30 protein-coding genes are annotated in these 26,283 nt (G+C 52.9%); 8 read left to right on the forward strand and 22 right to left on the reverse strand.

The genetic code is table 11. The features are described from left to right. The 9 genes from IFO68_RS10875 to fkpA form a co-directional block, all read right to left on the reverse strand. The coding region (locus tag IFO68_RS10875) for an elongation factor Tu (RefSeq protein ID WP_192015909.1) at nt 1–717 on the reverse strand (717 nt) is incomplete at its 3' end. Nucleotides 718–822: 105 nt separating this feature from the next. Then, on the reverse strand, nt 823–2,919 hold the full coding sequence (fusA, locus tag IFO68_RS10880) for an elongation factor G (protein ID WP_192015910.1): 2,097 nt from the start codon (nt 2,917–2,919) through the stop codon (nt 823–825). Nucleotides 2,920–3,006: 87 nt separating this feature from the next. Then, nucleotides 3,007–3,477 carry a 30S ribosomal protein S7 gene (gene rpsG, locus IFO68_RS10885; RefSeq protein ID WP_027250668.1) on the reverse strand — a complete coding sequence of 157 codons (471 nt, stop codon included), beginning with the start codon at nt 3,475–3,477 and terminating at the stop codon, nt 3,007–3,009. A 98-nt stretch (nt 3,478–3,575) separates the two neighbouring features. Continuing rightward, nucleotides 3,576–3,950, reverse strand: a complete 375-nt coding sequence (gene rpsL / locus IFO68_RS10890) for a 30S ribosomal protein S12 (protein ID WP_004399892.1) — start codon at nt 3,948–3,950, stop codon at nt 3,576–3,578. A gap of 179 nt (nt 3,951–4,129) precedes the next feature. Beyond that, nucleotides 4,130–4,420: a sulfurtransferase complex subunit TusB gene (gene tusB, locus IFO68_RS10895; RefSeq protein ID WP_192015911.1), complete on the reverse strand. Its 291-nt coding sequence runs from the start codon at nt 4,418–4,420 to the stop codon at nt 4,130–4,132. 42 nt (nt 4,421–4,462) lie between these two features. Beyond that, a complete protein-coding gene (gene tusC / locus IFO68_RS10900) occupies nt 4,463–4,819 on the reverse strand; it encodes a sulfurtransferase complex subunit TusC (protein ID WP_192016095.1) in 357 nt (118 codons plus the stop codon). A 14-nt stretch (nt 4,820–4,833) separates the two neighbouring features. After that, on the reverse strand, nt 4,834–5,226 hold the full coding sequence (gene tusD, locus IFO68_RS10905) for a sulfurtransferase complex subunit TusD (protein ID WP_192015912.1): 393 nt from the start codon (nt 5,224–5,226) through the stop codon (nt 4,834–4,836). After that, a complete protein-coding gene (locus tag IFO68_RS10910; protein WP_202602059.1) occupies nt 5,223–5,912 on the reverse strand; it encodes a helix-turn-helix transcriptional regulator in 690 nt (229 codons plus the stop codon). Before IFO68_RS10910 ends, tusD begins: the two co-directional genes overlap by 4 nt. Before the next feature lie 255 nt (nt 5,913–6,167). Next, nucleotides 6,168–6,974: an FKBP-type peptidyl-prolyl cis-trans isomerase gene (gene fkpA / locus IFO68_RS10915; protein ID WP_192016096.1), complete on the reverse strand. Its 807-nt coding sequence runs from the start codon at nt 6,972–6,974 to the stop codon at nt 6,168–6,170. A 192-nt stretch (nt 6,975–7,166) separates the two neighbouring features. Between fkpA and IFO68_RS10920 the strand changes: the two genes are divergently transcribed. Together IFO68_RS10920 and IFO68_RS10925 are read left to right on the forward strand one after the other, a co-directional pair. Next, on the forward strand, nt 7,167–8,147 hold the full coding sequence (locus IFO68_RS10920) for a WD40 repeat domain-containing protein (RefSeq protein WP_192015913.1): 981 nt from the start codon (nt 7,167–7,169) through the stop codon (nt 8,145–8,147). Nucleotides 8,148–8,175: 28 nt separating this feature from the next. Continuing rightward, nucleotides 8,176–8,400: a SlyX family protein gene (locus IFO68_RS10925; RefSeq protein WP_192015914.1), complete on the forward strand. Its 225-nt coding sequence runs from the start codon at nt 8,176–8,178 to the stop codon at nt 8,398–8,400. A gap of 83 nt (nt 8,401–8,483) precedes the next feature. Here the strand turns inward: IFO68_RS10925 and slyD are convergent, their stop codons facing one another. The 4 genes from slyD to kefG form a co-directional block, all read right to left on the reverse strand. After that, nucleotides 8,484–8,999 carry a peptidylprolyl isomerase gene (slyD, locus tag IFO68_RS10930; protein ID WP_192015915.1) on the reverse strand — a complete coding sequence of 172 codons (516 nt, stop codon included), beginning with the start codon at nt 8,997–8,999 and terminating at the stop codon, nt 8,484–8,486. A gap of 86 nt (nt 9,000–9,085) precedes the next feature. Then, nucleotides 9,086–9,295 (reverse strand): YheV family putative zinc ribbon protein, encoded by a 210-nt coding sequence (locus IFO68_RS10935; RefSeq protein WP_027250660.1) that lies wholly within the window; start codon nt 9,293–9,295, stop codon nt 9,086–9,088. Nucleotides 9,296–9,340: 45 nt separating this feature from the next. Beyond that, on the reverse strand, nt 9,341–11,146 hold the full coding sequence (kefB, locus tag IFO68_RS10940; protein WP_192015916.1) for a glutathione-regulated potassium-efflux system protein KefB: 1,806 nt from the start codon (nt 11,144–11,146) through the stop codon (nt 9,341–9,343). Continuing rightward, a complete protein-coding gene (kefG, locus tag IFO68_RS10945) occupies nt 11,136–11,711 on the reverse strand; it encodes a glutathione-regulated potassium-efflux system ancillary protein KefG (RefSeq protein WP_192015917.1) in 576 nt (191 codons plus the stop codon). Before kefG ends, kefB begins: the two co-directional genes overlap by 11 nt. A gap of 241 nt (nt 11,712–11,952) precedes the next feature. Between kefG and IFO68_RS10950 the strand changes: the two genes are divergently transcribed. Both IFO68_RS10950 and IFO68_RS10955 read left to right on the forward strand, forming a co-directional pair. Then, nucleotides 11,953–13,881: an ABC transporter ATP-binding protein gene (locus tag IFO68_RS10950; RefSeq protein ID WP_192015918.1), complete on the forward strand. Its 1,929-nt coding sequence runs from the start codon at nt 11,953–11,955 to the stop codon at nt 13,879–13,881. Further along, the gene (locus IFO68_RS10955) at nt 13,868–14,341 is read left to right on the forward strand and encodes a TIGR02444 family protein (protein ID WP_192015919.1); all 474 of its coding nucleotides are present in this window, start codon (nt 13,868–13,870) and stop codon (nt 14,339–14,341) included. Before IFO68_RS10950 ends, IFO68_RS10955 begins: the two co-directional genes overlap by 14 nt. 42 nt (nt 14,342–14,383) lie before the next feature. On the opposite strand, the gene IFO68_RS10960 is transcribed toward IFO68_RS10955, so the two are convergent. After that, complete coding sequence (locus IFO68_RS10960) at nt 14,384–14,986, reverse strand: LysE family translocator (protein WP_192015920.1); 603 nt, start codon at nt 14,984–14,986, stop codon at nt 14,384–14,386. Nucleotides 14,987–15,115: 129 nt separating this feature from the next. Between IFO68_RS10960 and IFO68_RS10965 the strand changes: the two genes are divergently transcribed. Further along, entirely contained in the window at nt 15,116–16,516 is a 1,401-nt protein-coding gene (locus tag IFO68_RS10965; RefSeq protein WP_192015921.1) for an aminotransferase-like domain-containing protein, read from the forward strand. Between the two features lie 11 nt (nt 16,517–16,527). Further along, complete coding sequence (locus tag IFO68_RS10970; protein ID WP_192015922.1) at nt 16,528–17,499, forward strand: hydrolase; 972 nt, start codon at nt 16,528–16,530, stop codon at nt 17,497–17,499. A gap of 38 nt (nt 17,500–17,537) precedes the next feature. Here the strand turns inward: IFO68_RS10970 and IFO68_RS10975 are convergent, their stop codons facing one another. The 3 genes from IFO68_RS10975 to IFO68_RS10985 form a co-directional block, all read right to left on the reverse strand. Continuing rightward, nucleotides 17,538–18,407 (reverse strand): phosphoribulokinase, encoded by an 870-nt coding sequence (locus IFO68_RS10975; RefSeq protein WP_027250653.1) that lies wholly within the window; start codon nt 18,405–18,407, stop codon nt 17,538–17,540. A 127-nt stretch (nt 18,408–18,534) separates the two neighbouring features. Further along, nucleotides 18,535–18,756, reverse strand: a complete 222-nt coding sequence (locus IFO68_RS10980; protein WP_192015923.1) for a YheU family protein — start codon at nt 18,754–18,756, stop codon at nt 18,535–18,537. 53 nt (nt 18,757–18,809) lie between these two features. Further along, entirely contained in the window at nt 18,810–19,214 is a 405-nt protein-coding gene (locus IFO68_RS10985) for an OsmC family protein (protein WP_027250651.1), read from the reverse strand. Nucleotides 19,215–19,488: 274 nt separating this feature from the next. Between IFO68_RS10985 and crp the strand changes: the two genes are divergently transcribed. Next, nucleotides 19,489–20,121, forward strand: coding sequence for a cAMP-activated global transcriptional regulator CRP (crp, locus tag IFO68_RS10990; protein WP_027250650.1), 633 nt, complete (start codon nt 19,489–19,491; stop codon nt 20,119–20,121). A 181-nt stretch (nt 20,122–20,302) separates the two neighbouring features. Then, entirely contained in the window at nt 20,303–20,512 is a 210-nt protein-coding gene (locus IFO68_RS10995; protein WP_192015924.1) for a hypothetical protein, read from the forward strand. A gap of 71 nt (nt 20,513–20,583) precedes the next feature. Here IFO68_RS10995 and IFO68_RS11000 read toward each other — a convergent pair whose 3' ends face one another. The 5 genes from IFO68_RS11000 to IFO68_RS11020 form a co-directional block, all read right to left on the reverse strand. Then, nucleotides 20,584–21,378, reverse strand: coding sequence for a DUF1338 domain-containing protein (locus IFO68_RS11000; RefSeq protein ID WP_192015925.1), 795 nt, complete (start codon nt 21,376–21,378; stop codon nt 20,584–20,586). A 38-nt stretch (nt 21,379–21,416) separates the two neighbouring features. After that, nucleotides 21,417–22,874, reverse strand: coding sequence for a succinylglutamate-semialdehyde dehydrogenase (astD, locus tag IFO68_RS11005; protein WP_192015926.1), 1,458 nt, complete (start codon nt 22,872–22,874; stop codon nt 21,417–21,419). 17 nt (nt 22,875–22,891) lie between these two features. Beyond that, on the reverse strand, nt 22,892–23,908 hold the full coding sequence (astA, locus tag IFO68_RS11010) for an arginine N-succinyltransferase (RefSeq protein ID WP_192015927.1): 1,017 nt from the start codon (nt 23,906–23,908) through the stop codon (nt 22,892–22,894). 136 nt (nt 23,909–24,044) lie between these two features. Then, nucleotides 24,045–25,262 carry an aspartate aminotransferase family protein gene (locus tag IFO68_RS11015; RefSeq protein ID WP_192015928.1) on the reverse strand — a complete coding sequence of 406 codons (1,218 nt, stop codon included), beginning with the start codon at nt 25,260–25,262 and terminating at the stop codon, nt 24,045–24,047. Nucleotides 25,263–25,683: 421 nt separating this feature from the next. Continuing rightward, on the reverse strand, nt 25,684–26,259 hold the full coding sequence (locus IFO68_RS11020; protein ID WP_192015929.1) for an aminodeoxychorismate/anthranilate synthase component II: 576 nt from the start codon (nt 26,257–26,259) through the stop codon (nt 25,684–25,686). Between the last annotated feature and the right edge of the window lie 24 nt (nt 26,260–26,283).

Genomic DNA, 26,283 nt, shown 5'->3' on the forward strand with positions numbered 1-26,283 from the left:
TACGCGAACGATACCTTGCTCAACACGACCTGTTACTACAGTACCACGGCCCTGGATTGAGAATACATCTTCGATTGGCAGGATGAACGGCTTGTCGATAGCACGCTCTGGCTCTGGGATGTAGTTGTCCAGCGCTTCAGCCAGCTCAACAATTTTCTCTTCCCACTGAGCTTCGCCATTCAGCGCGCCCAGAGCAGAACCCATGATTACTGGGCAATCGTCGCCTGGGAAGTCGTACTCAGACAGAAGTTCACGCACTTCCATCTCAACCAGCTCCAGCAGCTCTTCGTCATCAACCATGTCACACTTGTTCATGAACACGATGATGTAAGGGATACCAACCTGACGACCCAGCAGGATGTGCTCACGCGTCTGTGGCATTGGGCCATCAGTCGCAGCAACAACCAGGATACCACCGTCCATCTGAGCAGCACCGGTGATCATGTTTTTCACGTAGTCGGCGTGTCCTGGGCAGTCAACGTGCGCGTAGTGGCGAGTCGGAGTATCGTACTCTACGTGAGAAGTAGAGATAGTGATACCACGCTCACGCTCTTCTGGCGCATTATCGATAGATGCGAAGTCACGCGCAGAACCGCCGTATACTTTAGACAAAGTAGTACAGATTGCAGCAGTCAGAGTGGTTTTACCGTGGTCAACGTGGCCGATAGTACCAACGTTAACGTGCGGTTTCGTACGTTCAAATTTTTCTTTAGACACGATCGTGTTCCTTCCTAGTTGTGATTCGCCCCACATATTGGTGGGACGCGTCAGAAGTTGTATTTTATGCGGCAACCGAAGCTGACGCAATATTTCTGCTAATGTTTAGCCGCGTTCAGCGATGATTCCATCGGCGATATTCTTCGGAACTTCAGCATATTCGCTGAACTCCATTGAATAGGAAGCACGGCCTTGGGTAGCAGAACGAAGATCCGTTGCGTAACCAAACATCTCAGAAAGCGGAACATGGGCACGGATAATCTTAAGCCCAGCAGGGCCTTCATCCATACCGCCAATGATGCCGCGACGACGGTTTAAATCGCCAACTACATCACCCATCCAGTCTTCCGGAGTGGTTACTTCAACTTTCATCATAGGTTCAAGAATAACTGGTTGCGCATCAAGTGCCCCCTTCCTGAACGCCATAGAACCGGCGATCTTAAACGCCATTTCGCTCGAGTCAACATCGTGGTATGAACCATCGAACAGCGTCGCTTTGACGTCCAGTACCGGATAACCGGCAAGCACACCATTTTTCATCTGCTCTTCGATACCTTTGGCAACTGCACCGATATATTCTCTCGGCACTGTGCCACCGACGACTTCGTCTACAAAGACGAAACCTGCATTCGGCTCGGAAGGCTCAATCTTCAGCCAGACGTGACCGTACTGGCCGCGACCACCAGATTGACGTACGAACTTTCCTTCCACTTCCGTTTTACCACGGATAGTTTCACGGAAAGCAACCTGAGGCTTACCAACGTTACATTCAACGCTGAACTCACGCTTCATACGGTCAACGATGATATCCAGATGAAGCTCACCCATACCCGAAATCAGGGTTTGGCCAGATTCTTCATCGGTTTCTACCCGGAATGATGGATCTTCTGCAGCCAGTTTACCCAGTGCAATACCCATTTTTTCCTGGTCGGCTTTCGACCTTGGTTCAACAGCAATCTGAATCACTGGCTCTGGGAATTCCATCCGCTCCAGAATCACTTTGTGTTCTGGGTCGCACAGAGTATCACCGGTAGTAACGTTCTTCAGGCCAATTGCTGCCGCGATGTCGCCAGCTCGAACTTCTTTAATTTCTTCACGCTTATTGGAGTGCATCTGAACGATACGGCCAAAGCGCTCACGCTTATCTTTCACCGTGTTGTAGACGCTATCGCCTGAATTCACAACACCGGAATAAACACGCATAAATGTCAGAGTGCCTACGAACGGGTCGGTTGCGATCTTAAACGCCAGCGCAGCGAAAGGTTCTTCATCGCTTGAGTGGCGGATCACTTCATTGCCATCCATATCTTCACCACGGATTGCTTTTACTTCCGTTGGTGATGGCAAGAATTCCACAACCGCATCCAGTACAGCCTGAACACCTTTGTTCTTAAATGCAGAGCCGCAGGTTGCCAGTACGATTTCATTGTTCAGCGTACGTTGGCGCAGACCGGCTTTGATTTCATCTTCTGACAAGGTACCTTCTTCCAGGTACTTATCCATCAGCTCTTCTGATGCCTCAGCCGCTGACTCAACCAGATTCGTGTGCCATTCTTCGGCCAGCTCTTGCATGTCTGCCGGAATATCTTCATAAGTGAAGCTCATGCCCTGATCGGCTTCATTCCAGTTGATCGCTTTCATTTTAATCAGGTCGATCACACCTTTGAATTCTTCTTCCGCACCAATATTCAGCTGAATAGGTACTGGATTTGCACCAAGACGAACTTTGATTTGCTCAACCACACGCAGGAAATCAGCACCTGCACGGTCCATCTTGTTGACGAAGACCATACGCGGTACTTCGTATTTGTCAGCCTGACGCCATACTGTCTCAGACTGAGGTTCAACACCGGATGAGCCACAGAAAACAACCACTGCACCATCAAGTACGCGTAGGGAACGCTCTACTTCGATAGTGAAATCAACGTGTCCTGGGGTGTCGATAATATTGATGCGATGCTCAGGAAACTGAGCGTCCATACCACGCCAGAAGGTTGTAGTGGCAGCAGAGGTTATGGTAATCCCACGCTCCTGCTCCTGTTCCATCCAGTCCATGGTAGCTGCACCATCGTGTACTTCACCAATTTTATGGGAAAGACCTGTGTAAAACAGGATACGCTCGGTCGTGGTTGTTTTACCGGCGTCTACGTGAGCGCAAATACCGATGTTACGGTAACGCTCAATAGGAGTTTTGCGAGCCACGGTTGAATCCTCTTACTAAGGTTATCCTTAGAAAATGGTACGGGCGCAGCAGGCCAAGCCTGCTGCGCCCATTCGCTAATAATGAAATTACCAGCGGTAGTGTGCGAACGCTTTGTTCGCTTCTGCCATACGGTGAACGTCTTCACGTTTCTTAACAGCAGAACCTTTGTTGTCGGCAGCGTCCAGCATTTCAGCAGCCAGGCGAGCAGCCATAGATTTTTCACCACGCTTACGCGCAGCTTCAACCAACCAACGCATAGCCAGAGCATTACGACGCACAGGACGTACTTCTACTGGTACCTGGTAAGTTGAACCACCTACACGGCGAGATTTAACTTCTACCGCTGGGCGAACGTTATCAAGAGCTTTTTCAAAAATTGACAGGTGCTCTTCACCAGAGCGCTCAGCCATTGAATCCAGTGCAGTGTAAACAATTTTCTCTGCAGTAGATTTCTTACCGTCAACCATCAGGATGTTGACGAATTTTGCCAGCAATTCAGATTTGAACTTAGGATCTGGAAGGATCTTACGCTGACCAATTACGCGACGACGTGGCATGGAAATTCTCCGTTGTCTTCTTCAGGTTTTATCCAAAACTTTTCAGTTTTTTCAAAATTACAAATAATTTAGTGTTTGGCCTTACTTAACGGATTCCATTAAGACTTAGGACGCTTCACACCGTACTTAGAACGACCTTGTTTACGGTCGTTAACACCCGCACAGTCAAGTGCACCACGAACAGTGTGGTAACGAACACCTGGAAGGTCTTTAACACGACCACCACGGATAAGAACAACACTGTGCTCTTGCAGGTTGTGGCCTTCACCGCCGATGTATGACGTTACTTCAAAACCATTGGTCAGACGTACACGACATACTTTACGCAGTGCGGAGTTTGGTTTTTTTGGAGTAGTAGTGTATACACGAGTACATACACCACGTTTTTGTGGACACGCTTCTAGCGCAGGCACGTTGCTCTTAACAACTTGCTTTGCACGTGGTTTGCGTACCAGCTGGTTAATAGTTGCCATTAAATAGCTCCTGATTATTTACTTTCGTAAAGGTGAAAAATCTGCCTCCCAACAACAGGAGGACGCGAAATTTTAGGCGTCGGACTATAAGGTGTCAAGATATATACAGCGATCACATCTATGATCATTTCTTAACCACCCTCTTTCCGGCCGGTTGAATCCTTTTTAACCGCGTTTATTCAGGCCCATTTCATGCAGTTAGGATGACGTACCGTCAACTCCACCAACATGTTGTGATCAATCACATCCACATCCGCGGCAACCCGCCCTGCCAGGCCTCTCGCCAGTAAATCCGTCTCCAGTACGTACACGGCCGCCGCTTGTTTCAATGCAGATTCAAGCTGACCCGGTGAGGTGGCGGCGACAACGCCGTCTTGCAGCAACACAATTTCATCACCGGGTAAAAGTTGAGCAACGCACTGCTGTAAAGCCCGATTTTGAAAAGGAGAAGAAAAAATCATGTGTAACATAGAAAGTCCTGAAAACTGCACGCAGCATAAGTCGCAAAGAAACTAGTAACTGAGAATTTTCTGGCACCGGTGAAGTCTTGCGGTCAGATCCTGCGGAGAAAGCAGTTCCGCCTCGATCAGCAAATCATCCAGTGTGAGCCCGCGCTCCGCCATTGACTCGCGGCACACAAACACATCTTCAAGATCATACAGTGGCAGCATTTTAAAGGCGGCACTGTATTCACGCCCCAGCACCGCCGCACCCTGCTGGCCTTTAAGCAGTTGCCATACCCCATCGCCAATAAAGAACAATTGCAACTCTTCACTGTAAGCAGAAGTTGCCAGTACGGCATCTAACCCTTCACGGCCGCTGTTGAGACCCTGTGGTACGGTGGTGAAAACAAATCCGACAGACATAATACTTTCCGGGATAATTAAAACTGAATCACGCGATCAGCACTCAATAACACTTCGGCCAGCCCGCCCAGCCCGGCCTGTTCAAAGCCAGCGGCCAGATTATGACCAGGCAGCGCATGCTGGCTGGCTTCGAGTTCGCTGACCACCCCGCGGCGCAACGCTGCGGCAACACAGGTTTGCAACTCGACCTGATGCTCACGGCCCAGTAGCTGCCAGGCGGCCAGTAAGTCAAACTCATCCGACGCCGGTGCGGCCAGTGCAGAACCGTTGTGAACACCATCCTGATAGAAAAATACCCGTTGCAATCTGTGCCCATTGGCAATAACGGCCTGAGCAAACTGATAAGCACTGCGTGCATTCTGCGACCCGTAGGCCGGCCCATCGACCACCAGGGCAAACGTCAGGCTCATTTTTCGCCATCCTCCGTTTTGCGCTGGCGTATATATAAGTAGACAGTGTGTTTGGAGATATTCAGGCGGTCAGCAACCCGGTTGATGGCATCTTTAATATCGAAGATCCCTTTGTCGTACAGCTCCATCACTATCTGACGGTTTTTGGCATTATTCGAGACATTCTTGTCGGCATTGATTTCTTCGATCGTGCGCTCAACCGTCTGATCCACCAGCTCATCAACGTCGCTGGCAAAATTCACGCTGGAAGCGGCCTGCTTGGCCTCATCGGTTGGCATGAAGGATTGCAGAATCTGGGAAAAAGGAGCATCCAGGTTAACGTTGATACACAGCAAACCTATGATATTGTCGTCGGCATTGCGAATCGCAATCGTGATGGACTTCATCAATGCGCCACCCTTGGCACGGGTGAAATAGGCCCGGGAGAAATTGCGCTCTGACCCTTCAATGTCACGCAGCATGCGCAAAGCCAGATCAGTAATAGGCGAACCCACTTTGCGGCCGGTATTTTCGCCGTTGGCAATTTTGATCGCCGAGGTATTCAGATCAGCCAGTGAATGCAGCACTATTTCACAAAAAGGCCCTATCAGGGTAGCCAGTCCATCAACCACGGCTTCGTATGAGCGTAATATAACAAAGTCGTGCTCAGTAAAAGTACGGGTCTCTATTAAGTCACTTTCCACCATGACTTCAGTGCCAAAGTTATCGGTCGATACCACTTTCAGTCTTCCTTGCTTGTTCCCGCTCCACTGTTGTTGAAGGCAAGCTTCGATTTAAACGAAACGGGGAAAAATTCAATTCTTGCTTGCAAGTTTATCAGAATATGAAAACAGGTCTTCAGAAAATGAAATCTGCAGCGCACAAAAATGATCCTAAATCAGCGCTATAAATGCAAAAAGCCCAGCATCAGCCGGGCTTGAATGTCTTATTAAACGCAATGCTTACTGCTCTGCAGTGGCTTCTGCGTCCTGCTCCGCTTTGACGATATCCAGCAGCTCAACCTCAAACACCAGAGTAGAGTTTGCCGGAATACTTGGGTTGGCTTGCGAACCGTAAGCCAGCTCTGGCGGGATAACAAACTTGAACTTAGAACCGACCGGCATCAGCTGCACACCTTCAGTCCAGCCCGGAATCACCTGATTAAGCGGGAAAGTGGCCGGTTGATTACGCTTATATGAGCTGTCAAATTCCGTGCCGTCAATCAGTGTACCGCTATAGTGCACTTGCACTGTATCGGTTGCTTTTGGCATCTCGCCGTTACCTTCAGTCTCAACCTGATACAGCAGGCCAGATTCGGTTTTCTTCACGCCTTCTTGTTTTTCGAAATCAGCACGGAAGTCATCACCGGCTTTGGTGTTTTTTTCAGCTTCTTCTTTGGCTTTGCTCGCCATCATGTCAGAAACACGCTGATCCAGATCCTGCAACGCCTGCTGTGTTTCTTCCTGGCTCATACGGCTGTTACCGGCAAAGACATCGCTCACCCCAGCCAGTACATCTTCTTTTTTCAGATCCAGACCCAGCTCTTTTTGCTGTTCCAGGTTAGCTGACAGATATTGCGCCAGTGAAGCCCCGATAGCATAAGCCGCTTTCTGATCATCAGACTCGAATGCCTTTGCATCTGTCGCAGCCTGCTGCTCAACTGCCACTGGTTCAGCCGTCTCTGCCGGTGCTGACGTTTTCTCATCCTGACAGCCTACCGCCAGCAGAATTGTTGCTGCCAACACAGACATTTTTAGAACTGGTTTCAGAACTGGTTTCATGTATCTCTCCATTTATTCAGAGTCTAAGCTCTTAATTTTACGCAAGGTTCTACACAGCTATGTTAAAACCATGCCATATCAATATACTAATACCAACTATTTTCTTACCGTCATTCACTGCGTCGGACACAAATGCGTCACAGTCGGGACGCAATAGTCTTAAAACGGAAAGTACGATCCATGCGCCAATCATTTTTAGCAGCAACTTTCATTCTGGCACTCTTTACGCTGGCCGGTTGTGATATTTCCGGCCCGGAACGCCAGCGCTGGGATCTGGCCGCTGACGGTGCCACCACATTCAGCCTGAGCCGGGATGGCCGCTTTGCGCTATTTTATTCCGTCCAACAAGGTATCGTGCTCTGGGATCTACAGCAAAACAAAAAGTTAGCTGATTTAGGTTCTCAAGATCCACATCACACAACAGTGACAAACAGCGAGATATCCGACAATCAGCGATTTGCCATTACAGTAACCGCACAAAACTTTGCGGTATGGGATCTGGCCTGGGGTCAGGCACAGGGATTATGGTCTGTCTCTGACGGCATCATACGTGATGCGGCGATCGCCAATGACGGCAAACAGGTACTGCTGGCACTGTCAAACGGCAAAGCGCTGTTCGTCGACTTGGGCAACGGAAGACGACTGGAGTTCCTTGCCCACAGAGAAAAAGTCAATGCCGTCGACCTCTCCCCCAACGGCCGTTATGCCCTTTCCGGTGGGGATGACAATCTGGCCTACCTCTGGGATACGGACAGCGGCCAGATTCTTTACCGGTTTGAGCACCCGACGCGAGTCAACCAGGTCGCGCTGCAGCGAGACGGCAAGCTGGCTTTCACCGCAGACAACGGTAACCAGGCGTTTCTCTGGGATTTGTCCGACGGCCAGAAACAGTCGGCACTGGCCATTCGCCTGAGGCAGCAGAACTTTTCCAGTTCACGTTTTTCTGATGACGGCAGCTTTCTGGCAACAGGTACCCCTTCCAAACGGGTAGAGCTGTGGAACACTTCAACCGGCGAAAGAGAAGCTTACTGGAAAGCCGCTACACAAGAAAACGAGCGTCCGGGGTCGGCGGTGGTGTATGATGTCGCCATCACACCAGACGGTGACGTTCGCTCAGGCAGCTCAGCCGGCATCGCCCAGGACTGGTATATCACTGACTGAACACAGTAAACAGCAGCCGACATTGACAATGACAGATATCGAACAAAAGCTACAGACTCAGATTGATGAGCTGGAAATGAAGCAGGCTTTTCAGGAACAGACCATTGAAGAGCTAAATAGTGCATTGACCCAGCAGCAGTTTCTGCTCGACAAACTGCTGGTACAGGTACGCTATTTAGCAGGCAAAGTGCAAGGCTCTCAGGCGTCCAATATCGCCAGTGAAAGTGAAGAGACCCCGCCACCGCATTACTGATGCCGCGCAGAAGGCACTGATAAACTGATGATACAAAAACGGGAAGCCTGAGCTTCCCGTTTTTGTCGTCATGACAAGATGGCTTAGTGGTTGCAGCAACCGCCATCATGGTCGTGATCGTGGTCATGACCGCCTTCCTGATGGATATGGCCGTGAGCAACCTCATCTTCGGTCGCCGCACGAGTAGCAACGATTTCAACGTTGAACGTCAACGTCTGACCCGCCAGCATGTGGTTACCGTCAACCACCACTTCATCACCATCCACTTCGGTCACTTCAACAGGGATAGGACCCTGATCCGTATCCGCCAGGAAGCGCATTCCCACAGTAATTTCATCCACACCCTGGAAGACTTCAGCCGGTACTCGCTGAACCATTTCTTCATGGTGTTCGCCATACGCGTCTTCTGGCGCCACAGTCACTTCGAACTTATCGCCAACTTCACGACCTTCCAGTGCATTTTCCAGACCAACGATCAGGTTGTTATGGCCATGCAGGTAATCAAGCGGCGCCTCAGTGGTTGACTCGTCAACAACGACGCCCTCTTCAGTTTTCACTTGATAAGCCAGGCTTACTACTGTGTCTTTAGCGACTTTCATGTTTACTCCGAATTTGAGCAGGGATTTAATCCGCCATCATACCGGATCTGCCCGCTATGACGCCAATTTTGTTCGTGCCGGCGATTTTACTCCGGCTTGAAAATGCCGATCACCTGTTCTGATGTCGAGCCCGCAACATGTTTGCTGTCTTCAACCGATTTAGGCAGGCGCGTATCGGTATGATGGCAAGCCACACACTCGACTTTCTCTACTTCATTTTCCAGCCACCAGCGAAGGGTGTCTTGCTGCTGGCACGCCGGGCATACCGCCCCGGCGATAAAACGTTTCTTACTCATGGTTCCTTTCCTGCTACTGCCAGGTTCTGTTAATCCGAGGGCCGGTCAGTCCCAGCCATTGTGTCGCTCACGTTCGCCCCGCATTTCCCGATCGAAGATCTCTTCCAGCTCTTTACGGGCTTCTCTGGCCCGGGTGGCTAAGTGGACATCTTCCGAATGCTGGGGTAACAAGTCCCGCAAGGCGGTGGTATCTAATTTGCGAAAATGTGCTTCTGCCCGTTTGGCTTTGTAGGGGTGCATACCCAGTGCAACCAGAGCCTGGCGCCCCAGATCCAGCGCGCCGGCAAAGGTCTCACGAGAAAACCTGTCCACCCCGTGGCTGAGCAACTGATGCGCTTCCACCCGGCTGCGGGCGCGTGCCAGTATTTTCAGGCGCGGGAAATGTTGCTGACAAAGGACAACCACCTGCATCACCTCTTCCGGATTGTCGGTACAGATAATGATAGCTTCTGCTTTTTCTGCGCCGGCCGCACGCAGTAAATCGAGCTGGCTGGCATCGCCATAATACACCTTATAGCCAAACTTACGCAGGAACTGAATCTGACTTGGATCCCGTTCTAATATAGTGACCCGGATTTTATTGGCAAACAGCAGCCTGCCGACGACCTGACCAAAACGGCCAAACCCGGTAATGATCACCCTGGGTTCGCGATCGATCACATCGGATTCTGGTTCATCACTGGCTTCAGCCTTAAAAGTACGTATGAACCATTTATCCTGCAAACGTAAGATCAAAGGCGTGGTCATCATAGACAGACTCACCACCACCAGTAAGAAACTGCTCAAATCCGCCTCTAACAACCCTTCGCTGCGTGCAGCAGTAAAGAGTACAAAAGCAAATTCACCGCCCTGACTGAGAATTGCCGCCATCTGGCTGCGCGACTTGGCCTGAATACCGAACAAGCGAGCCAGCAGATACAGGATTAAACCCTTAACCGTCACCAAAGCCACCACAGCCGCGAGAATTTGTAGCGGGTATTCCAGCAGCAGGCCGAGATTGACCGCCATACCAACTGAGATAAAGAACAACCCGAGCAGCAGTCCTTTAAACGGCTCGATGGCGATTTCAAGCTCATGGCGGTATTCGCTTTCCGCCAGCAGCACCCCGGCCAGAAAGGTGCCAAGAGCCATAGACAGGCCGAGGATTTCCATGCCCAGAGCAATACCTATCACCAGCAGCAAAGCCGTGACGGTAAAGAGCTCACGCACCCCGGACATCACGACCCAGCGAAACAACGGTCGCAGGAGAAAATGGCCGCCGACCAGCAACACGGCTATGCCTGCCACCATGGCGCCCAAATCCAGCCAGGTGCCGCCATCGCTGCCTGCCAGCAGAGGCAACACCGCCAGCATAGGGATCACGGCGATATCCTGAAACAACAGCACAGCAAAGCCGGATTGCCCGGTTTGCGAGCCGCCTATGCCCTGCTCTTCAATGATCCGCAGTGCTATCGCGGTGGAAGATAACGCCAGCCCCATACCTATCACCAGGGCTACCCGCCAATCCACCGCTCCGACAAATTGGCCGCACAAGAGCACCAGAGAGGCAATCACTAAACTGGTCAGTACCACCTGACTGCCGCCTAAGCCCAAAATGGGTTGTCGCATCTGCCAGAGTTTGCTGGGGTTCAGCTCCAGTCCAATCAGAAACAGCAGCAGAACGACCCCGAACTCGGAAAAATGCAGCACTTCCTCCACATCATTGATCAGCCCCAGCCCCCAGGGACCAATGCCGATCCCGGCCAGCAGATAGCCCAAAACCGACCCCAGCCCGAGGCGCTGGGCTACAGGCACAGCCACAACGGCCGCCGCCAGAAACACCACACCGGCACTCAATACATCAGACGCCATAACGCTTCTCCCTGTCGGCCCCTGTCTCAGCCAATGGTGAGAGCAGCCACTCCCGGTACAACTGCGCATGTTCGCGCCGTTCAGCATCCGGCACCCGTCGTGCCCAGTGCAGCACCAGCGGCGGTATCCAGTGCATCTGGCACAGCTCGGCAGTGAGTTCAAACGGTTTCAGGATGTCGCCCACACTGCTGCGGTTATAACCATCCGGCGTGTAGGCTTCGGCTGCCCCACCCGTAGTGATCACTGAACGCCAGTATTTGCCCTTGGTGGCCTTGCCATCCCCGTGGGCGAACCCTTTGCTGAGCACCACATCAATCCATTCCTTGAGCAGCGAAGGGCATGAGTACATATAAAGAGGGTGCTGAAAAACCAAAACATCATGCTGAGCCAGCAAGGCACGTTCATAAGTGATATCGATGAAAAAATCCGGGTACTTGCCGTACAGATCGTGAAATGTCACATGAGACAGGTTAGCCACTGTCGATAGCATGGCTTTATTGGCAACAGACGCATCGGGGTCCGGATGCGCGTAAATCAGCAGAATGCGTGGTGGGGCGTGCTCCATAGGCCTGGTCCTCATTTCCCTGAGTAACATCATGAGCATTAACGGGATGTCCCGGCTCTTGAAACATCATACCGAATTCTGACGCCAAAAGATCGCTTAATTCCTGAGATTTCAACAGCAAAATAATGCGCTGCCCGTTCCCGGGTCTTCGGCCTTGTTCGCAGTTAACCGAGGTTTAGTATAGACTGCCGCACCAGAAACCTATTTGTTGTGGAGCGGCAACAGCCGGTAGTAACAGGCGATGATCACTTTTTCTGATATTCAATTACTCAGGGGCGGAAATGTCCTTTTAGATCAGGCAACTGCCACTATTCATCCTGGCGATAAAGTCGGGCTGGTGGGCAAGAATGGCTGTGGCAAATCCACCCTGTTTTCGCTGATCAAAAACGAGCTGACCGTCGATGCCGGACAACATTCTGTTCCATCGCACTGGGAACTGGCCTGGGTAGCACAGGAAACACCGGCTTTAGAACGCACCGCACTGGATTATGTGATTGACGGTGACCGGGAATACCGCCAGCTGGAGCAGGCACTGCAGGCGGCAGAACAGGCCGATGACGGCAACAAAGTAGCCCTGCTGCACGACAAGCTCGACGCCATTGGCGGTTACAGCATCAAAGCCCGGGCATCCGAGCTGCTCGATGGCCTGGGCTTTTCGCAAGCCCAGATGGAGTGGAACCTGACGCAGTTTTCCGGTGGCTGGCGGATGCGCCTTAATCTTGCCCAGGCTCTGCTGTGCCGTTCCGATTTACTGCTGCTTGATGAACCGACTAACCACCTGGATCTGGATGCCGTACTGTGGCTGGAAAAATGGCTGCAGAATTACCGGGGCACCCTGGTACTGATTTCGCACGACCGCGATTTTCTCGATCCTGTGGTCGGGCGCATTATTCATGTCGAAAACCAGCGTCTGAACGAATACACAGGCAACTACTCATCGTTTGAAAATCAGCGGGCGGAAAAACTGGTTCTGCAACAGTCGATGTATCAGAAGCAGCAAAAGCAAATGTCGCACATGCAGTCCTATATCGATCGCTTCCGCTATAAAGCCAGCAAGGCCCGGCAGGCACAAAGCCGGATCAAGGCGCTGGAGCGGCTGGAAAAAGTGCTGCCGGCCCAGTTCGACAACCCGTTCAACTTTGAATTCCGCGAGCCGGACTCGCTGCCTAACCCGATTATGATGATGGATCAGGTCGCGGCCGGTTATAGTGACACCCCCATTCTGGATAAGATCCGCCTTAATCTGGTACCGGGCAGCCGGATTGGTCTGCTGGGCCGTAACGGTGCCGGTAAATCCACCCTGATCAAATTACTCTCAGGTGAACTGGCGGTACAGGCCGGCGAGCTGACGTACTCGCAAGGGGTGAAAATTGGTTATTTTGCCCAGCACCAGCTGGAAACCCTGCGTCTGGATGAAACCCCGCTCCAGCACATGAACCGCCTGGCCCCTGAGGCAACAGAACAGCAACTGCGCGACTACCTCGGCAGTTTTGGCTTCAAAGGCGACAAGGCACTGGATCTGGTCGGCCCCTTTTCAGGGGGAGAAAAAGCCCGCCTGGTACTGGCACTGATCGTGTGGCAACGCCCGAACCTGCTGCTGCTTGATGAACCGACCAACCACCTGGATCTCGACATGCGCCAGGCGCTGACGCTGGCCCTGCAGTCCTTTGAAGGGGCGATGGTCATCGTCAGCCACGACCGCTATCTGCTGCGCGCGACCACAGACGATTTGTATCTGGTGCATGACAGAAAAGTCGAACCGTTCGACGGCGATCTCAATGATTACCACAAGTGGCTGGCAGAGCAGCAGCGCAGTGAGCGCCGCGAGCAGCAAGCCAGTAAGCCGGACACCGCCAGCAAAGACAACAGTGCCGCTTCACGCAAAGAGCTGAAACGCCTGGAAGCTGAGTTCCGCAAACAAACCGCACCACTGCGCAAGCAGGTTGACAAACTGGAAGCGAAGATGGAAAAGCTCAGCCAGTCACTGGCGACAGCGGAAGCCGCCTTGTCTGATGCCAGCATCTATGAAGCGGACAACAAAGCGCGACTGAACCAGACCTTGCTTGACCAGAGTCAGGCCAAAGCTGCACTGGAAGAGGTTGAGATGGAATGGATGGAACTGCATGAGCAGTTGGAAAGTATGGAACAGGAATTCAATGTCAAATTCTGAACACACCACACGTCAGCCTTTTCAGCCTGATCAGTTCTGGCGTTTCTGTCTGCAGCACTACAGCCTGGGCGGCGTCAGTCAGGCCTGCCTGCAACTTCAGGACGATTTCCGTGGCAACGTTAATCTGGCCCTGTTACTGCTCTGGCTCGACAGCCAGCAGTACTCATTGTCAGAGACAGAAATCCGCCAGCTGGATAAAGCACTGGCCGCGAGCGACAGCCAGCTCAAAGCCTACCGCCAGTTGCGCCGCGCGCTGAAACCTCAGCTGGATCAGCCTGGTTATCAGCAGATGCTGGACTTTGAGCTGCTGCTGGAACAAAGCCAGCAACAGGATCTGATTCGCTGTCTGAACCATCAGGCGCAGCAGGCCAGAGCCGCGTTGCCGCCGCCAGCCGACAACCTGGGCCAGTACTGCCAGCATCTGAATGCCGCCAGCCTGACAGCAGCGATTCGCGGCTGACCACCGTGGTGAAAGCAGTATGATCAAGGCAGCCCGGCTGCCTTACCATATCATCACCACACAACCTGCGGTCAGCGCTCCCATCACCAGATTGAATATCCGTCTGGCTTTCGGCTGGTTCAGCCAGCGGCCAATCATGGTGCCAAATCCGGCCCAGAGTGAGACGCAGGGAAAGCCCACCACAAAGAAAATCAGGGCGACCGCCGCCGCTGACAGCCAGTACCCATCCCCGTTCATGGTAAAGGTACTGATCGCGGTCACCGACATCATCCAGGCTTTAGGGTTAACATACTGGAACAGAGCCGCCGCGAGAAAAGGCATAGGTCTGGCGTCATTGCCTTCAGCCTGAACCCTGCCCCCGGAAGAGGCAATCTTCCAGGCCAGATACAGCAAATAGCCACTGCCCAGCCAGCGCAGGGCTTCATGCAGCACAGGGTATCGCACGAAAAGCACCCCCAGCCCAGCCGCTACCAGCAGAATCATACTCACCAGCCCCCCGCCAATGCCCAGCATGTGCGGCACAGTGCGCCAGTAACCAAAATTAGCCCCTGAGGCCGTCACCATCATATTGTTCGGCCCGGGTGTCCCGGTCATAGTGGCCGCAAATGCGGCCAGAGACATCAAAAATTGCCATTCCAGGTTCATCTGCCACTCCGTGATTCACGCCTTATTGTACCGATACAATTCCAACTTTCACTTGCTTTAACCACGCCAAAGCGGTCAAAATGCAGACTACCAAGGGTGTAATTTGCGATCAAAGGATTTATTGTCACCATGACAATCGAGATCATTCAGCAAGATTTCTTCGAAAGGTGTGACGATGGGCTGCCAAAATACCGTCGCCTGGCCGAAACCATGGCACATCTGATTGAATCCGGCCTGCTGACAGCTGGCAGCAAGCTGCCGACGCACAGAGCCATGGCCGATAAACTGCAGGTGACGGTCGGGACCATTACCCGCGCCTATGCCGAAGCCGAACGCCGGGGGCTGGTGGAAGCCAGGGTGGGAGCCGGCACTTATGTCTGCCAGAGTAACCGTCCGGGCTGGGTATTCAGTTACCCCTCTCAGGCACCCGATGAGTGCAATTTTGGCTATAACATCCCGCCTTATCTCGACAGATCAGCGCCGCTGGCACAGGCCATGCAGACACTCGCACAGCAAGCGGATCAGCTCAACCACCTGATGCTGTATCAGGATCCGCAAGGGTTGAGCGAACACAGAGACGTGATTTGCCACTGGCTCAACCGCCATGGCATTCTGCTCGACCCGGCGCGTATGCATTTCACCTCCGGCGCGCAGCATGCCATTCAGCTGGTGCTGTCTGTGTTCTGCCGCAGCGGCGATACTCTGCTGACCGAGCAAGTGGTCTATCCCGGCTTTCTCGGGCTGGCCCGTCAGATGCAGCTTAATGTCAAAGCGGTGGAAATGGATCAGCAAGGCCTGATACCCGAGAGTCTGGATACCGCCTGTCGCCTGTATCAGCCGCGGATGCTTTACTGCACGCCTACCCTGCAAAATCCGACAACGGCAGTCATGAGCCGGGAAAGGCGCGAAGCGATTCTGGCGGTGTGCCGCCGCCATCAGGTACTGGTGATTGAAGATGATGTCAATGGCCTGCTGCCTGTCGACGCCCCGCCGCCGATGGTCAACCTCGACAGTGAGCAGGTGATCCACTTCGGCAGCCTGTCTAAATGCCTCGCCCCTGGTTTACGACTGGGTTATATCCAGGTGCCGGGCAAACATCAGGACAGACTGAACACGGCGCTGCACCATCACTGCCTGATGATCAGCCCGCTGCTCAGTGCTCTGGCCTGCGAGCTGATCCACCAGGGCGATGCCGATCGGCTGCTGACCGCGATCCGGGAAGACATAGCCCAGCGAAAATTGTTGCTCGACCGCTATCTGCACTCTTATCACATTCAGCATCACGCGCAGAGCTTCCATGCCTGGCTCACCTTGCCGGATAACTGGCGGTTGAGTGATTTTGTCGCCGCAGCGCAAGCCAGAGAGGTGATAGTCAAATCGGCTGAGCTGTTTACGCCGCCGGGCAGCACCATACCCCAGGCTGTGCGTCTGGCCATCAGCGCGCCGCACAATCATGATAAACTGGAACAAGGTCTGGCAATCCTTGCTGAGCTGCTGGCTCAGGAGCCATACCCTGATTTTCCGCTGTGAGAGAGAAACTGATGCATCATTTTGAGCCCGCCGCTGGCCTGCGTAACGCCCATATACAAACCATTCTGCCGCGGATTATCCGTCGTCAGGCCCGGTTCGAGCCGCTGACAGAGCGGATTCAGACCCCGGATGATGATTTTCTCGATCTGGTCTGGACCGGCACACCGTCTCACCATCCGGCGCACAAGCCTGTCATGATCCTCTTTCACGGCCTGGAAGGCAGTTTTCGCAGCCCTTACGCCCACAGCCTGCTGTTTGCCGCCAAACAGCAGGGATGGCTGGGGGTGATGATGCATTTTCGCGGCTGCAGCGGCGAAATTAACCGTCAGGCGAGAAGCTATCATTCGGGGGAAACCTCAGACGCCACCTTTTTTATCCGCCTCCTGCGTGAGCGCTTTCCCCACAATCCTCTGCTGGCAGTCGGTGTCTCACTGGGCGGGAACATGCTGGTCAATTATCTTGCCGAAACCGGTGCCGCGTCGGAACTCACTGCCGCTCAGGTCATCTCACCGCCCTTGGATCTGGCGGCCTGCTCTGACCGGATACAGCAAGGGTTTTCGCGTGTCTATCAGCGCTACCTGCTGGGCTCTATGAAAAAAAATGTGCTGAAAAAAATGGCGTCATTACCGGATACTCTGCCATTTCAGGCCGATCAGATTACATCGCTGCGCTCGCTGCGTCAGTTTGACGATGCCGTCACCGCACCCTTGCATGGTTTCAGCAATGCCGAGGATTACTACCTGCGCTGCAGCGGACTGGGCAAACTGGCCCTGGTCACGACGCCGTTGCGGGTGATTCATGCCGCCGACGATCCCTTTATGACCAAGGCCGTGATACCCAGACAACCGCTGCCGCCGCACATTGACTATCACCTGACCCGGCATGGCGGCCACGTAGGATTTATCAGCGGCAGTTGGCGGGCGCCGAGCTTCTGGCTGGATCACACAGTGCCGGCCTGGTTCAGGGACAAACTGGGGGCATAACAAAACAACGCCTGCAAGCAGGCGTTGTTTTGTCAGTATTAACCTATCTTACCTGTGTCAATTAACTGCTGGATGAGTGGCCGCATGATCAGCTCCATCGCAAAGCTCATTTTACCGCCCGGCACCACCAGGGTATTGTGGCGCGACATAAACGATCCCTGAATCATCGCCAGCAGATACGGAAAATCCACGTTTTTGATGCCGCGAAAACGGATCACCACAAAACTCTCGTCCAGACTGGGGATCGCTTTGGCACTGACAGGGTTCGAGGTATCCACCGTCGGCACACGCTGAAAGTTGATATGGGTACGGGAGAACTGTGGCGTGATGTAATTCAGGTAATCATCCATCGAGCGAACAATGGACTCCATCACCGCCTCGCGGGAATGGCCGCGATCCCGGGTATCACGGACGATTTTCTGAATCCACTCCAGGTTAACAATAGGCACCATGCCAATCAGCAGATCCACATGCTGTGCCACGTTGACATCACCGTCCACCACACCGCCATGAAGCCCTTCATAAAACAGCAGGTCGGTATTTTCCGGCAAATCCTGCCAGGGGGTGAATGTGCCCGGCATCTGGTTATACGGCACGGCCTCGTCAAAGGTGTGCAGGTAACGGCGAAACTTGCCGCTGCCGTCTTCGCCATACTGGCGGAAAAAGTTGCCCAACTGAGCAAAGTCGTTGGCCTGCGGGCCAAAATAACTGATATGACGGCCTTGCTCTTTGGCTTTGCGGATCTCCACATCCATTTCAGGACGGGTGAACCGGTGGAAACTGTCCCCTTCCAGCCAGGCCGCATGAATGTTCAACATGTTAAACATTTTACGGAAGGCTTCTGAGGTGGTGGACGTTCCTGCTCCGGAGGAACCTGTTACTGCAATGATCGGGTGTTTTGCAGACATGACATACCTTGTCGTTAATCCTAACGGAATCAGTTAGTAACAGGGCCAGAGAAAGCAGTCAAGTTTCACGGGCCCGTTCATCGGCGTCAGCTTCCGTTTTCTGCTGCCGCTTTTCATTATGGCAGCTTTATTCTGCGCTCAGTGAACGGCGCAGTTTAATATCAACCGTCTCATGGAGTTCAGAGAACATAATCACGGCCTCGCCGCTGTCCAGTTGCTGCCTGACTCTGGCGACTTTCTGTTCCAGACTCAGCTCGCGTTCGCCATAGTCCGTGCCTTCGCGCAGAACAAAGTGTTCTATCAAATTATCGAGTGTCTCGGGATCCAATTCTTGCCAGGGGATGATCATACTACTCACCGAAAAATAAGGGGGAAAACCGGCACGGCTTTCCCGAAACACCATTAAGCGGCGACGATTTCATAAGAATGTGTCAGCGTGACACCTTTGCCCAGCATCAGGCACACAGAGCAATATTTTTCCAGCGAATCACCGACCGCTTTGGCCACCAGCGCTTCATCAAGATCATGGCCTGTCACCACGAAATGCAGATTGACCGAGGTAAAATAACGCGGTGCCTGCTCGCGGCGCTCTGAGGTCATGTTTGCTTCGCAGGCCGTGATGGCCTGGCCGGCACTTTTCAGGCCGTCGACCACATCGACGGAGCTGCAACCGCCAGCTGCCATCAGCACCAGTTCCATCGGACTCGGTGCCGTATTGCCGCCGTTGCCGTCCATGACCACACTGTGGCCCGAGTTTGACTGGCCGACAAAAGTCAAACCTTCTACCCATTTAACACGTGATTGCATGCGATGCTCCTTACTACTCAAACCCGCATTTAAAAACTAAGTCACAACTGTGTGATCATGTGCACAGTAAAGCGTCCAAAATGTGCATTTATCGTCACCCAATATCAAGCAATGCGTGTCGAAAAAAGTTAAACTCTTGGACTGAATGTTCACATGCGCTTGCAGCCCAGCCGTTGACTGAATATCCTAGTTGGCAAACAATGATATTGTTATACCCAACCCCAATTCAAGGAATGACGTTGTTGGGCAACACACTGCAGAGGAAGTTAGTAATATGGTTCCAGGTAAACCGCAAACAGATCCAACCTTGGAGTGGTTCCTTTCTCATTGCCACATTCATAAGTACCCTTCAAAGAGTACACTGATCCATGCTGGCGAGAAAGCAGAGACCCTCTACTACATCGTTAAAGGCTCCGTTGCCGTTCTTATCAAGGACGAAGAAGGCAAAGAGATGATTCTGTCCTACCTCAACCAGGGCGACTTCATCGGTGAGCTTGGCCTGTTTGAAGAAGGCCAGGAGCGTACTGCCTGGGTTCGTGCAAAAACACCATGTGAAGTGGCAGAGATTTCCTTTAAGAAATTCCGTCAGCTGATCCAGGTCAACCCGGATATTCTGATGCGACTGTCTGCTCAGATGGCTCGCCGTCTGCAAGTCACCAGCCAGAAAGTTGGCGACCTGGCGTTCCTGGATGTTACCGGTCGTATTGCTCAGACACTGCTGAATCTGGCCAAACAACCTGATGCCATGACCCACCCGGACGGCATGCAAATCAAAATCACCCGTCAGGAAATCGGCCAGATCGTAGGCTGTTCCCGTGAAACCGTTGGCCGCATCCTCAAGATGCTGGAAGAGCAGAACCTGATTTCTGCCCACGGCAAAACCATAGTGGTTTACGGCACTCGCTGATCACTCAGCTGTGATGCAGCCAATGTGAGTATAAGAAAAGCCGCCAGTGCGGCTTTTCTTGCATTTGCACACCCTCCCCCGGCTTTGCATCGTGTTCCTCTAGTCACCTCACAGTTTTTCAGTTGCCTTCCTCATTCCTATTGCTACATTTGGCATATCAGTTTTATGTGGATGCAGCGATATGGATATCGAACGTTTTGCCCCGAATGCGCAGCACAGCCAGGTGCCAACCCGCCCTGTGGTCACTATGGGCCGCTTCCTCACAGCATCAGTGGAAATGACAGGGTTTCAGTCACCCCGTCTGTTACTGGAACAGGAAGCCGGTCTGCACGCCGGGATCCTGAGTCGTGACAACGATGCCTGGGTGCTGCCTTTGGATCAGCAGCACTGACACCAACAGCCTGACCTAAAAAAACAGCGACCAAAAGGCCGCTGTTTAAGGTGTTTTTCAGTCAGGCTGAATCACATATTGGTACTTTCGAAGATTTTGTCGGCTGACGCTTCGACAAAGCCCGGATAGAGTTCCCCGTCTGCCTGATGGTAGCGCTTGGCAAACTCATAAAAACCACCGGGAATTGTGCGAACACCGTCGGTGAAGGACACATCAACACGGTCAGCCATAGTGGATGACTGCTCCAGCATCACTGCCGGATTGCCTTTCACTTCGCCGCCGGCTTCATTAATGCTGAACCCGTTGTGGCGCAGCAAGCTGTTAACCGCCGCCACTTCGGTGAACTGCTCCAGCTGATTGACGCTTACCGTAAAGTGATTGGCGCCGTAACCGTGAGCGGCCACCCAGCCGGCATACTCGCTTTCCGCGGCCAGCATTTCATAGGTCGCAAAATCCAGCTCCCACAAACGGCCGTTATAAAGGAAAGACGCATCATCCATTGCACCGTCAGGGATCTGCTTTACCAGCGCACGCACCGTGTTCTGCAGTTGTGCAGAGCACTGACCAACCAGCAGTTCACTGATAAACACTTTCGGGGCAGCCGGATTCGGGTGCTCGAAGTGCTCCGCGTACAGTTTCTTCTGCTCGAAATGATAGATACCGCAAGGCTTGTAGCCAATGGCGATAAAAGGTGCAGCCAGAACATCCAGACTGACACCAGGCAGATTAAAGGTACGCAACGCAATATGATCATTCTGCAGAGGCTCTTCCTCTGTCAGCAGATCGTGTACCTGCGCCGCCGACGGGCAAAGACGGGTAGTAAAGTCCTGCCACAGGGCATCAAACAATTTTTCCACTCTTTCCATGATGCGGTTCCCCTTCGAAAATACGGGTTAAGTATGAATTACAGTTGGATCCCTGGAGACAGCTGTGCCGGCAATTCGGTTGCCTCACCTTCCATAGATGCCATTGGGTATGCACAGTAATCCGCAGCGTAGTAAGCACTCGGACGCAAATTACCCGAGGCACCCGGACCACCGAACGGCGCATCGCCGCTGGCACCGGTCAACTGGCGGTTACGGTTGACGACGCCCGCACGGATATGATCGATAAAGTATTCCCACTCACTGTCGTCAGTAGAAACCAGACCGGCTGACAAGCCGTAACGGGTATTGTTCGCCATCTCGACCGCCTGAGGCAGTTCCTGATAACGCGCCACCTGCAGCAGCGGCCCGAAGTATTCTTCATCCGGCAGTTCGGCTATCTTGCTGACTTCAATGATGCCCGGAGTCACTATGGCGCCCTGGCCGCGATCGGCTTTCAGCAGCGGCTCGCCGCCCATAGCAATCAGACGCTCCTGGGCTGCCACGATATTATCGGCAGCCAGAGTCGAAATTTGCGGGCCCATGAAAGGTTGCGGCTCGGCAAACGGACCGTCCACCTTAATGGCTTTGGCCGCTTCGACCAGCGCCGTAACCAGTGCATCACCTTCTGCCCCTTCAGGGACATAGAGGCGACGGGCACAGGTACAACGCTGTCCGGCACTGATGAAAGCCGACTGGATAATGGTGTACACAGTAGACTTCAGATCACCGTACGCCTTGGAGATAACCATAGGGTTGTTGCCGCCCATCTCCAGCGCCAGCATTTTACCCGGCTGGCCGGCAAACTGACGGTGCAGGATATGACCTGTATTAGCGCTACCGGTAAACAGCAGACCGTCAATACCGGTAGACTGTGCCAGGGCTTCACCGGTTGCACGTGCACCCTGAACCAGATTAAGCACACCGGCTGGCAGACCCGCCTGCTCCCATAATCTGATGGTTTCTTCCGCCACTTTTGGCGTCAGATCAGAAGGCTTAAACACCACAGTGTTCCCCGCCAGCAGCGCAGGTACAATATGGCCATTTGGCAGGTGACCGGGGAAATTATACGGACCGAAAACGGCCATCACGCCCAGCGGACGGTGGCGTAGCACAGCTTTGGTACCTGCCACGTCTTTTTCACGCTCGCCGGTACGCTCATTGTAAGCACGCAGAGAAATCGCAATCTTACCCACCATGGCACCGGCTTCAGTACGCGTTTCCCACAGCGGTTTGCCGGTTTCTTCGGCAATAGTGCGGGCAATGTGCTCGCTGTTGTCTTTGACCAGGGCAGCGAAGCGCTCAACGATAGCCTGACGCTCTTCCAGACGGGTATGACGCCAGGTAACCAGTGCCTGACGCGCGCTGGCCACAGCCTGCTCAACCTGCTCGGTTGTGGCACTCTTACCTTCCCAGATCACTTCACCGCTGAATGGGTTCAGCGACTGCATCGCTTCACCCTGACCGGCTTGCCAGTTACCTGCTATCCATTGTGTCATTTTGTATTCCACCCTAGTTATTGAGCAATCAGGCGAACCTGATCCCCGTTTTTCACTTCTAACACCTTGGCCATTTCCGGAGAAATGATGGCCAGATTACGTTCACCATCCAGTGCCGCTTTACCTACCGTTGCACGGAAACCGGCAAAACGGGTATTACTGATGATGTAATTATGCGAGCTGTGATGTTCGCCGATCTCAACCGTACAGCGCTGAGATGCACGGACCGACTCAATATGGCGAAGATCGCACTCCACCGTGGGGCCGGCATCAAAAATATCGACATAACCGCGGTTGACGAAACCTTCTGCTTCCAGCAATTTTAGCGCCGGGCGCGTATTGTCGTGTACCTGCCCAATCACGGCCTGGGCATCTTTGCTCAGCAGGTTGACGTAAATGGGCAATTTCGGCATCAGATCGGCAATAAATTCTTTCTTACCGATGCCTGTCAGGTAATCGGCTTCGACGAAATCAATCGAGAAAAAGTGCTCTTTCAGCCATTCCCAGAACGGGGAATTTCCCTGCTCATCTGATACACCGCGCATTTCGGCAATCACAGTGTCAGAAAAACGGTGGCTGTGCTCGGCCAGCATAAGGAAACGGCACTTGGACAGCAGCTTACCGTTCAGTCCCTGACGCCACTGAGGGCGCAGGAATAAGGTGCACAGTTCACTCACACCCGTGTAGTCATTACCGAACGTCAGTACCTTCAGCACTTTGTGCACATCCAGATGATGTGAATTATGGACCAGGGTGCTGAGGTGATAAGTATAGAATGGGTTATCCAGTCCGACTGCCGCTTCCAGGGCGGTCGTACCAGCAATTTCGCCTGTCTCAGTGTCTTCCGCCACCATGAGGTAGCCTTCCGGACCCGGTGCAGTGACGTCTTTATTAAAGCTTTCCACTGAATGCGCGATCCGATTGCTGAGGATCTCCTCATTAACCGGCAATGATGTGAAGCCGTGACCTGATTCGTCGGCGCACATCATCAGTGCAGGTAAATCAGCTTTTGTAATTGGACGTATAACCAGCATCGAACTCCCTCCTGATGCAGGTAGCAACACAGGTTGCTAACTCTGAATATCTGTAATTTCTTTCTCTTCTAAAAACTACCCCGGGCGACACCCGGGGCAGCAAGCAGGGCAAGCTATTGTGCCTGCCCTTGTCTTATTATTGGTTGTAAAGCTTGGCGATGGCACGTTCCAGACGGGCCAGACCTTCTTCGACATCCGATTTTTCAATCACCAGAGAAGGCGTGAAACGCACGACATTGGTACCGGCTACCAGCACCATCAGACCTTCTTCACCAGCAGCCAGCAGCACATCACGTGCACGGCCCTGCCACTCAGCATTCAGGGCTGCGCCCAGCAACAGGCCCTTACCGCGTACTTCAGCGAAGATAGGGTACTGAGCATTGATTTTCTCAATCCCGTCGCGGAACCATTGCTCACGCTCTTTAACACCGGCCAGTACTTCCGGCTTGCTGACTTCGTCAACCACAGCTTCTGCCACGGCACAGGCCAGCGGGTTACCGCCGTAAGTCGAACCGTGAGTACCGATTTTCAGGTGCTGTGCCAGCTCAGTGGTGGTCAGCATGGCACCAATCGGGAAACCGCCACCCAGCGATTTCGCTGTGCTCAGGATGTCAGGCGTCACGCCCAGCCCCTGATACGCATAGAATTCACCGGTACGGCCGTTACCTGTTTGTACTTCATCGAAAACCAGCAGCGCGTTGTGCTTGTCACACAACTCACGCACACCCTGGATAAATTCCTGAGTCGGAGAGACGATACCGCCTTCACCTTGCAACGGCTCCATCATGACAGCACAGGTGCGGTCAGAGATGTGTGCTGCCAGCGCGTCCAGATCGTTGTAAGGCAGGTGTGTGACAGCCTGAGGCTTAGGACCGAAACCGTCAGAGTATGCCGCCTGACCACCTACGGTCACAGTGAAGAAAGTACGGCCGTGGAAACCTTGTTTAAAGGCGATGATTTCATCTTTTTCCGGACCGAATTTGTCGGCGGCATAACGGCGCGCCAGTTTCAGTGCAGCTTCGTTCGCTTCAGCACCAGAGTTGGCAAAGAAGACTTTCTCGGCAAAGCTGACTTCCGTCAGTTTTTTCGCCAGGCGCAGTGCCGGCTCATTGGTCATGACGTTGCTCAGGTGCCAAATTTTCTCACCCTGCTCTTTCAGTGCTGACACCATAGCCGGGTGGCAATGGCCCAAGCAGCTCACCGCGATACCACCGGCGAAATCGATGTACTCACGATCATCCTGGTCCCACACACGGGCACCTTTACCTTTCACCGGGATGATTTGCATTGGGGCATAACAAGGTACCATGACCTCATCAAAGGTTTGACGTCCTACTTTTTGATCCGTCGCCATTATACTTTCCTTCTGTGTATATCGCTTTGCGCATAGTATTTACATAATTTTAACCGATTCCAATAGCAGAAAATGTTTTTCCTTTGCGGAAAGTGCGTCATATAACTGCGATGGATACATATTTATGCGCGAGTAAGGAAAACTTATTAAGACGATTTTAAGGAAAGGTGTTTTTCCCTGTAGGAATCAATGCCCCTGTTCATGATTTGGCCAAATGCATAAGCTTGCGACAAAGGCCGGATGAATATTTTTCAGTCAATGTTAAGAAAAGTGATGCAGATCGCGCTTGTGAGACAGCCAAAATCGCTAAAAACACCCATTAGAAAGACTAATGGCTCATTAGCCAGGCCACATTTGACAAGGCCTGGCAGCGAAAAAAGAGAAAGAAAGGGGCAGATAACAAGAGAGGTAAAAGCCGGTTTCAGCGACGCAGAAAATTAGCCAGCAGCTGATGACCCTGCTCAGTAAGAATACTTTCCGGGTGGAACTGAACACCTTCCAGCGGCAAAGTGCGATGGCTGATGCCCATAATCTCATCCGGCTTGCCGTCTTTTTCTGTCCATGCCGTGACTTCGAAACAGTCAGGTAAGCTATCGGCCTGCACCACCAGCGAGTGATAACGGGTCACCGTCAGGGGATTATTCAGACCGCAAAACACACTGTGGTTATTGTGTCGCACCGGGGAGGTTTTGCCGTGCATAACCTGCCGGGCGCGCACGACTTTGGCGCCAAAGACCTGCGCCATCGACTGATGTCCCAGGCAGACTCCCAGGATCGGCAGTTTGCCAGCAAAATGAGCAATCGCCGCCAGGGAAATACCGGCATCATCCGGGGTACACGGGCCAGGGGAGATCACCAGATGGGACGGCGCCAGCGCAGCAATCCCCGCCAGATCTATCTCATCATTACGGACCACCTTCACCTCAGCACCCAGCTCACAGAAATACTGGTACAGGTTGTAGGTAAAAGAGTCGTAATTATCAATGATCAACAGCATAAGTCTCCCTGCCCTGGCAAAATC

Origin of the sequence: Photobacterium arenosum (assembly GCF_014841115.1) — a bacterium.
Taxonomy (GTDB): domain Bacteria; phylum Pseudomonadota; class Gammaproteobacteria; order Enterobacterales; family Vibrionaceae; genus Photobacterium; species Photobacterium arenosum.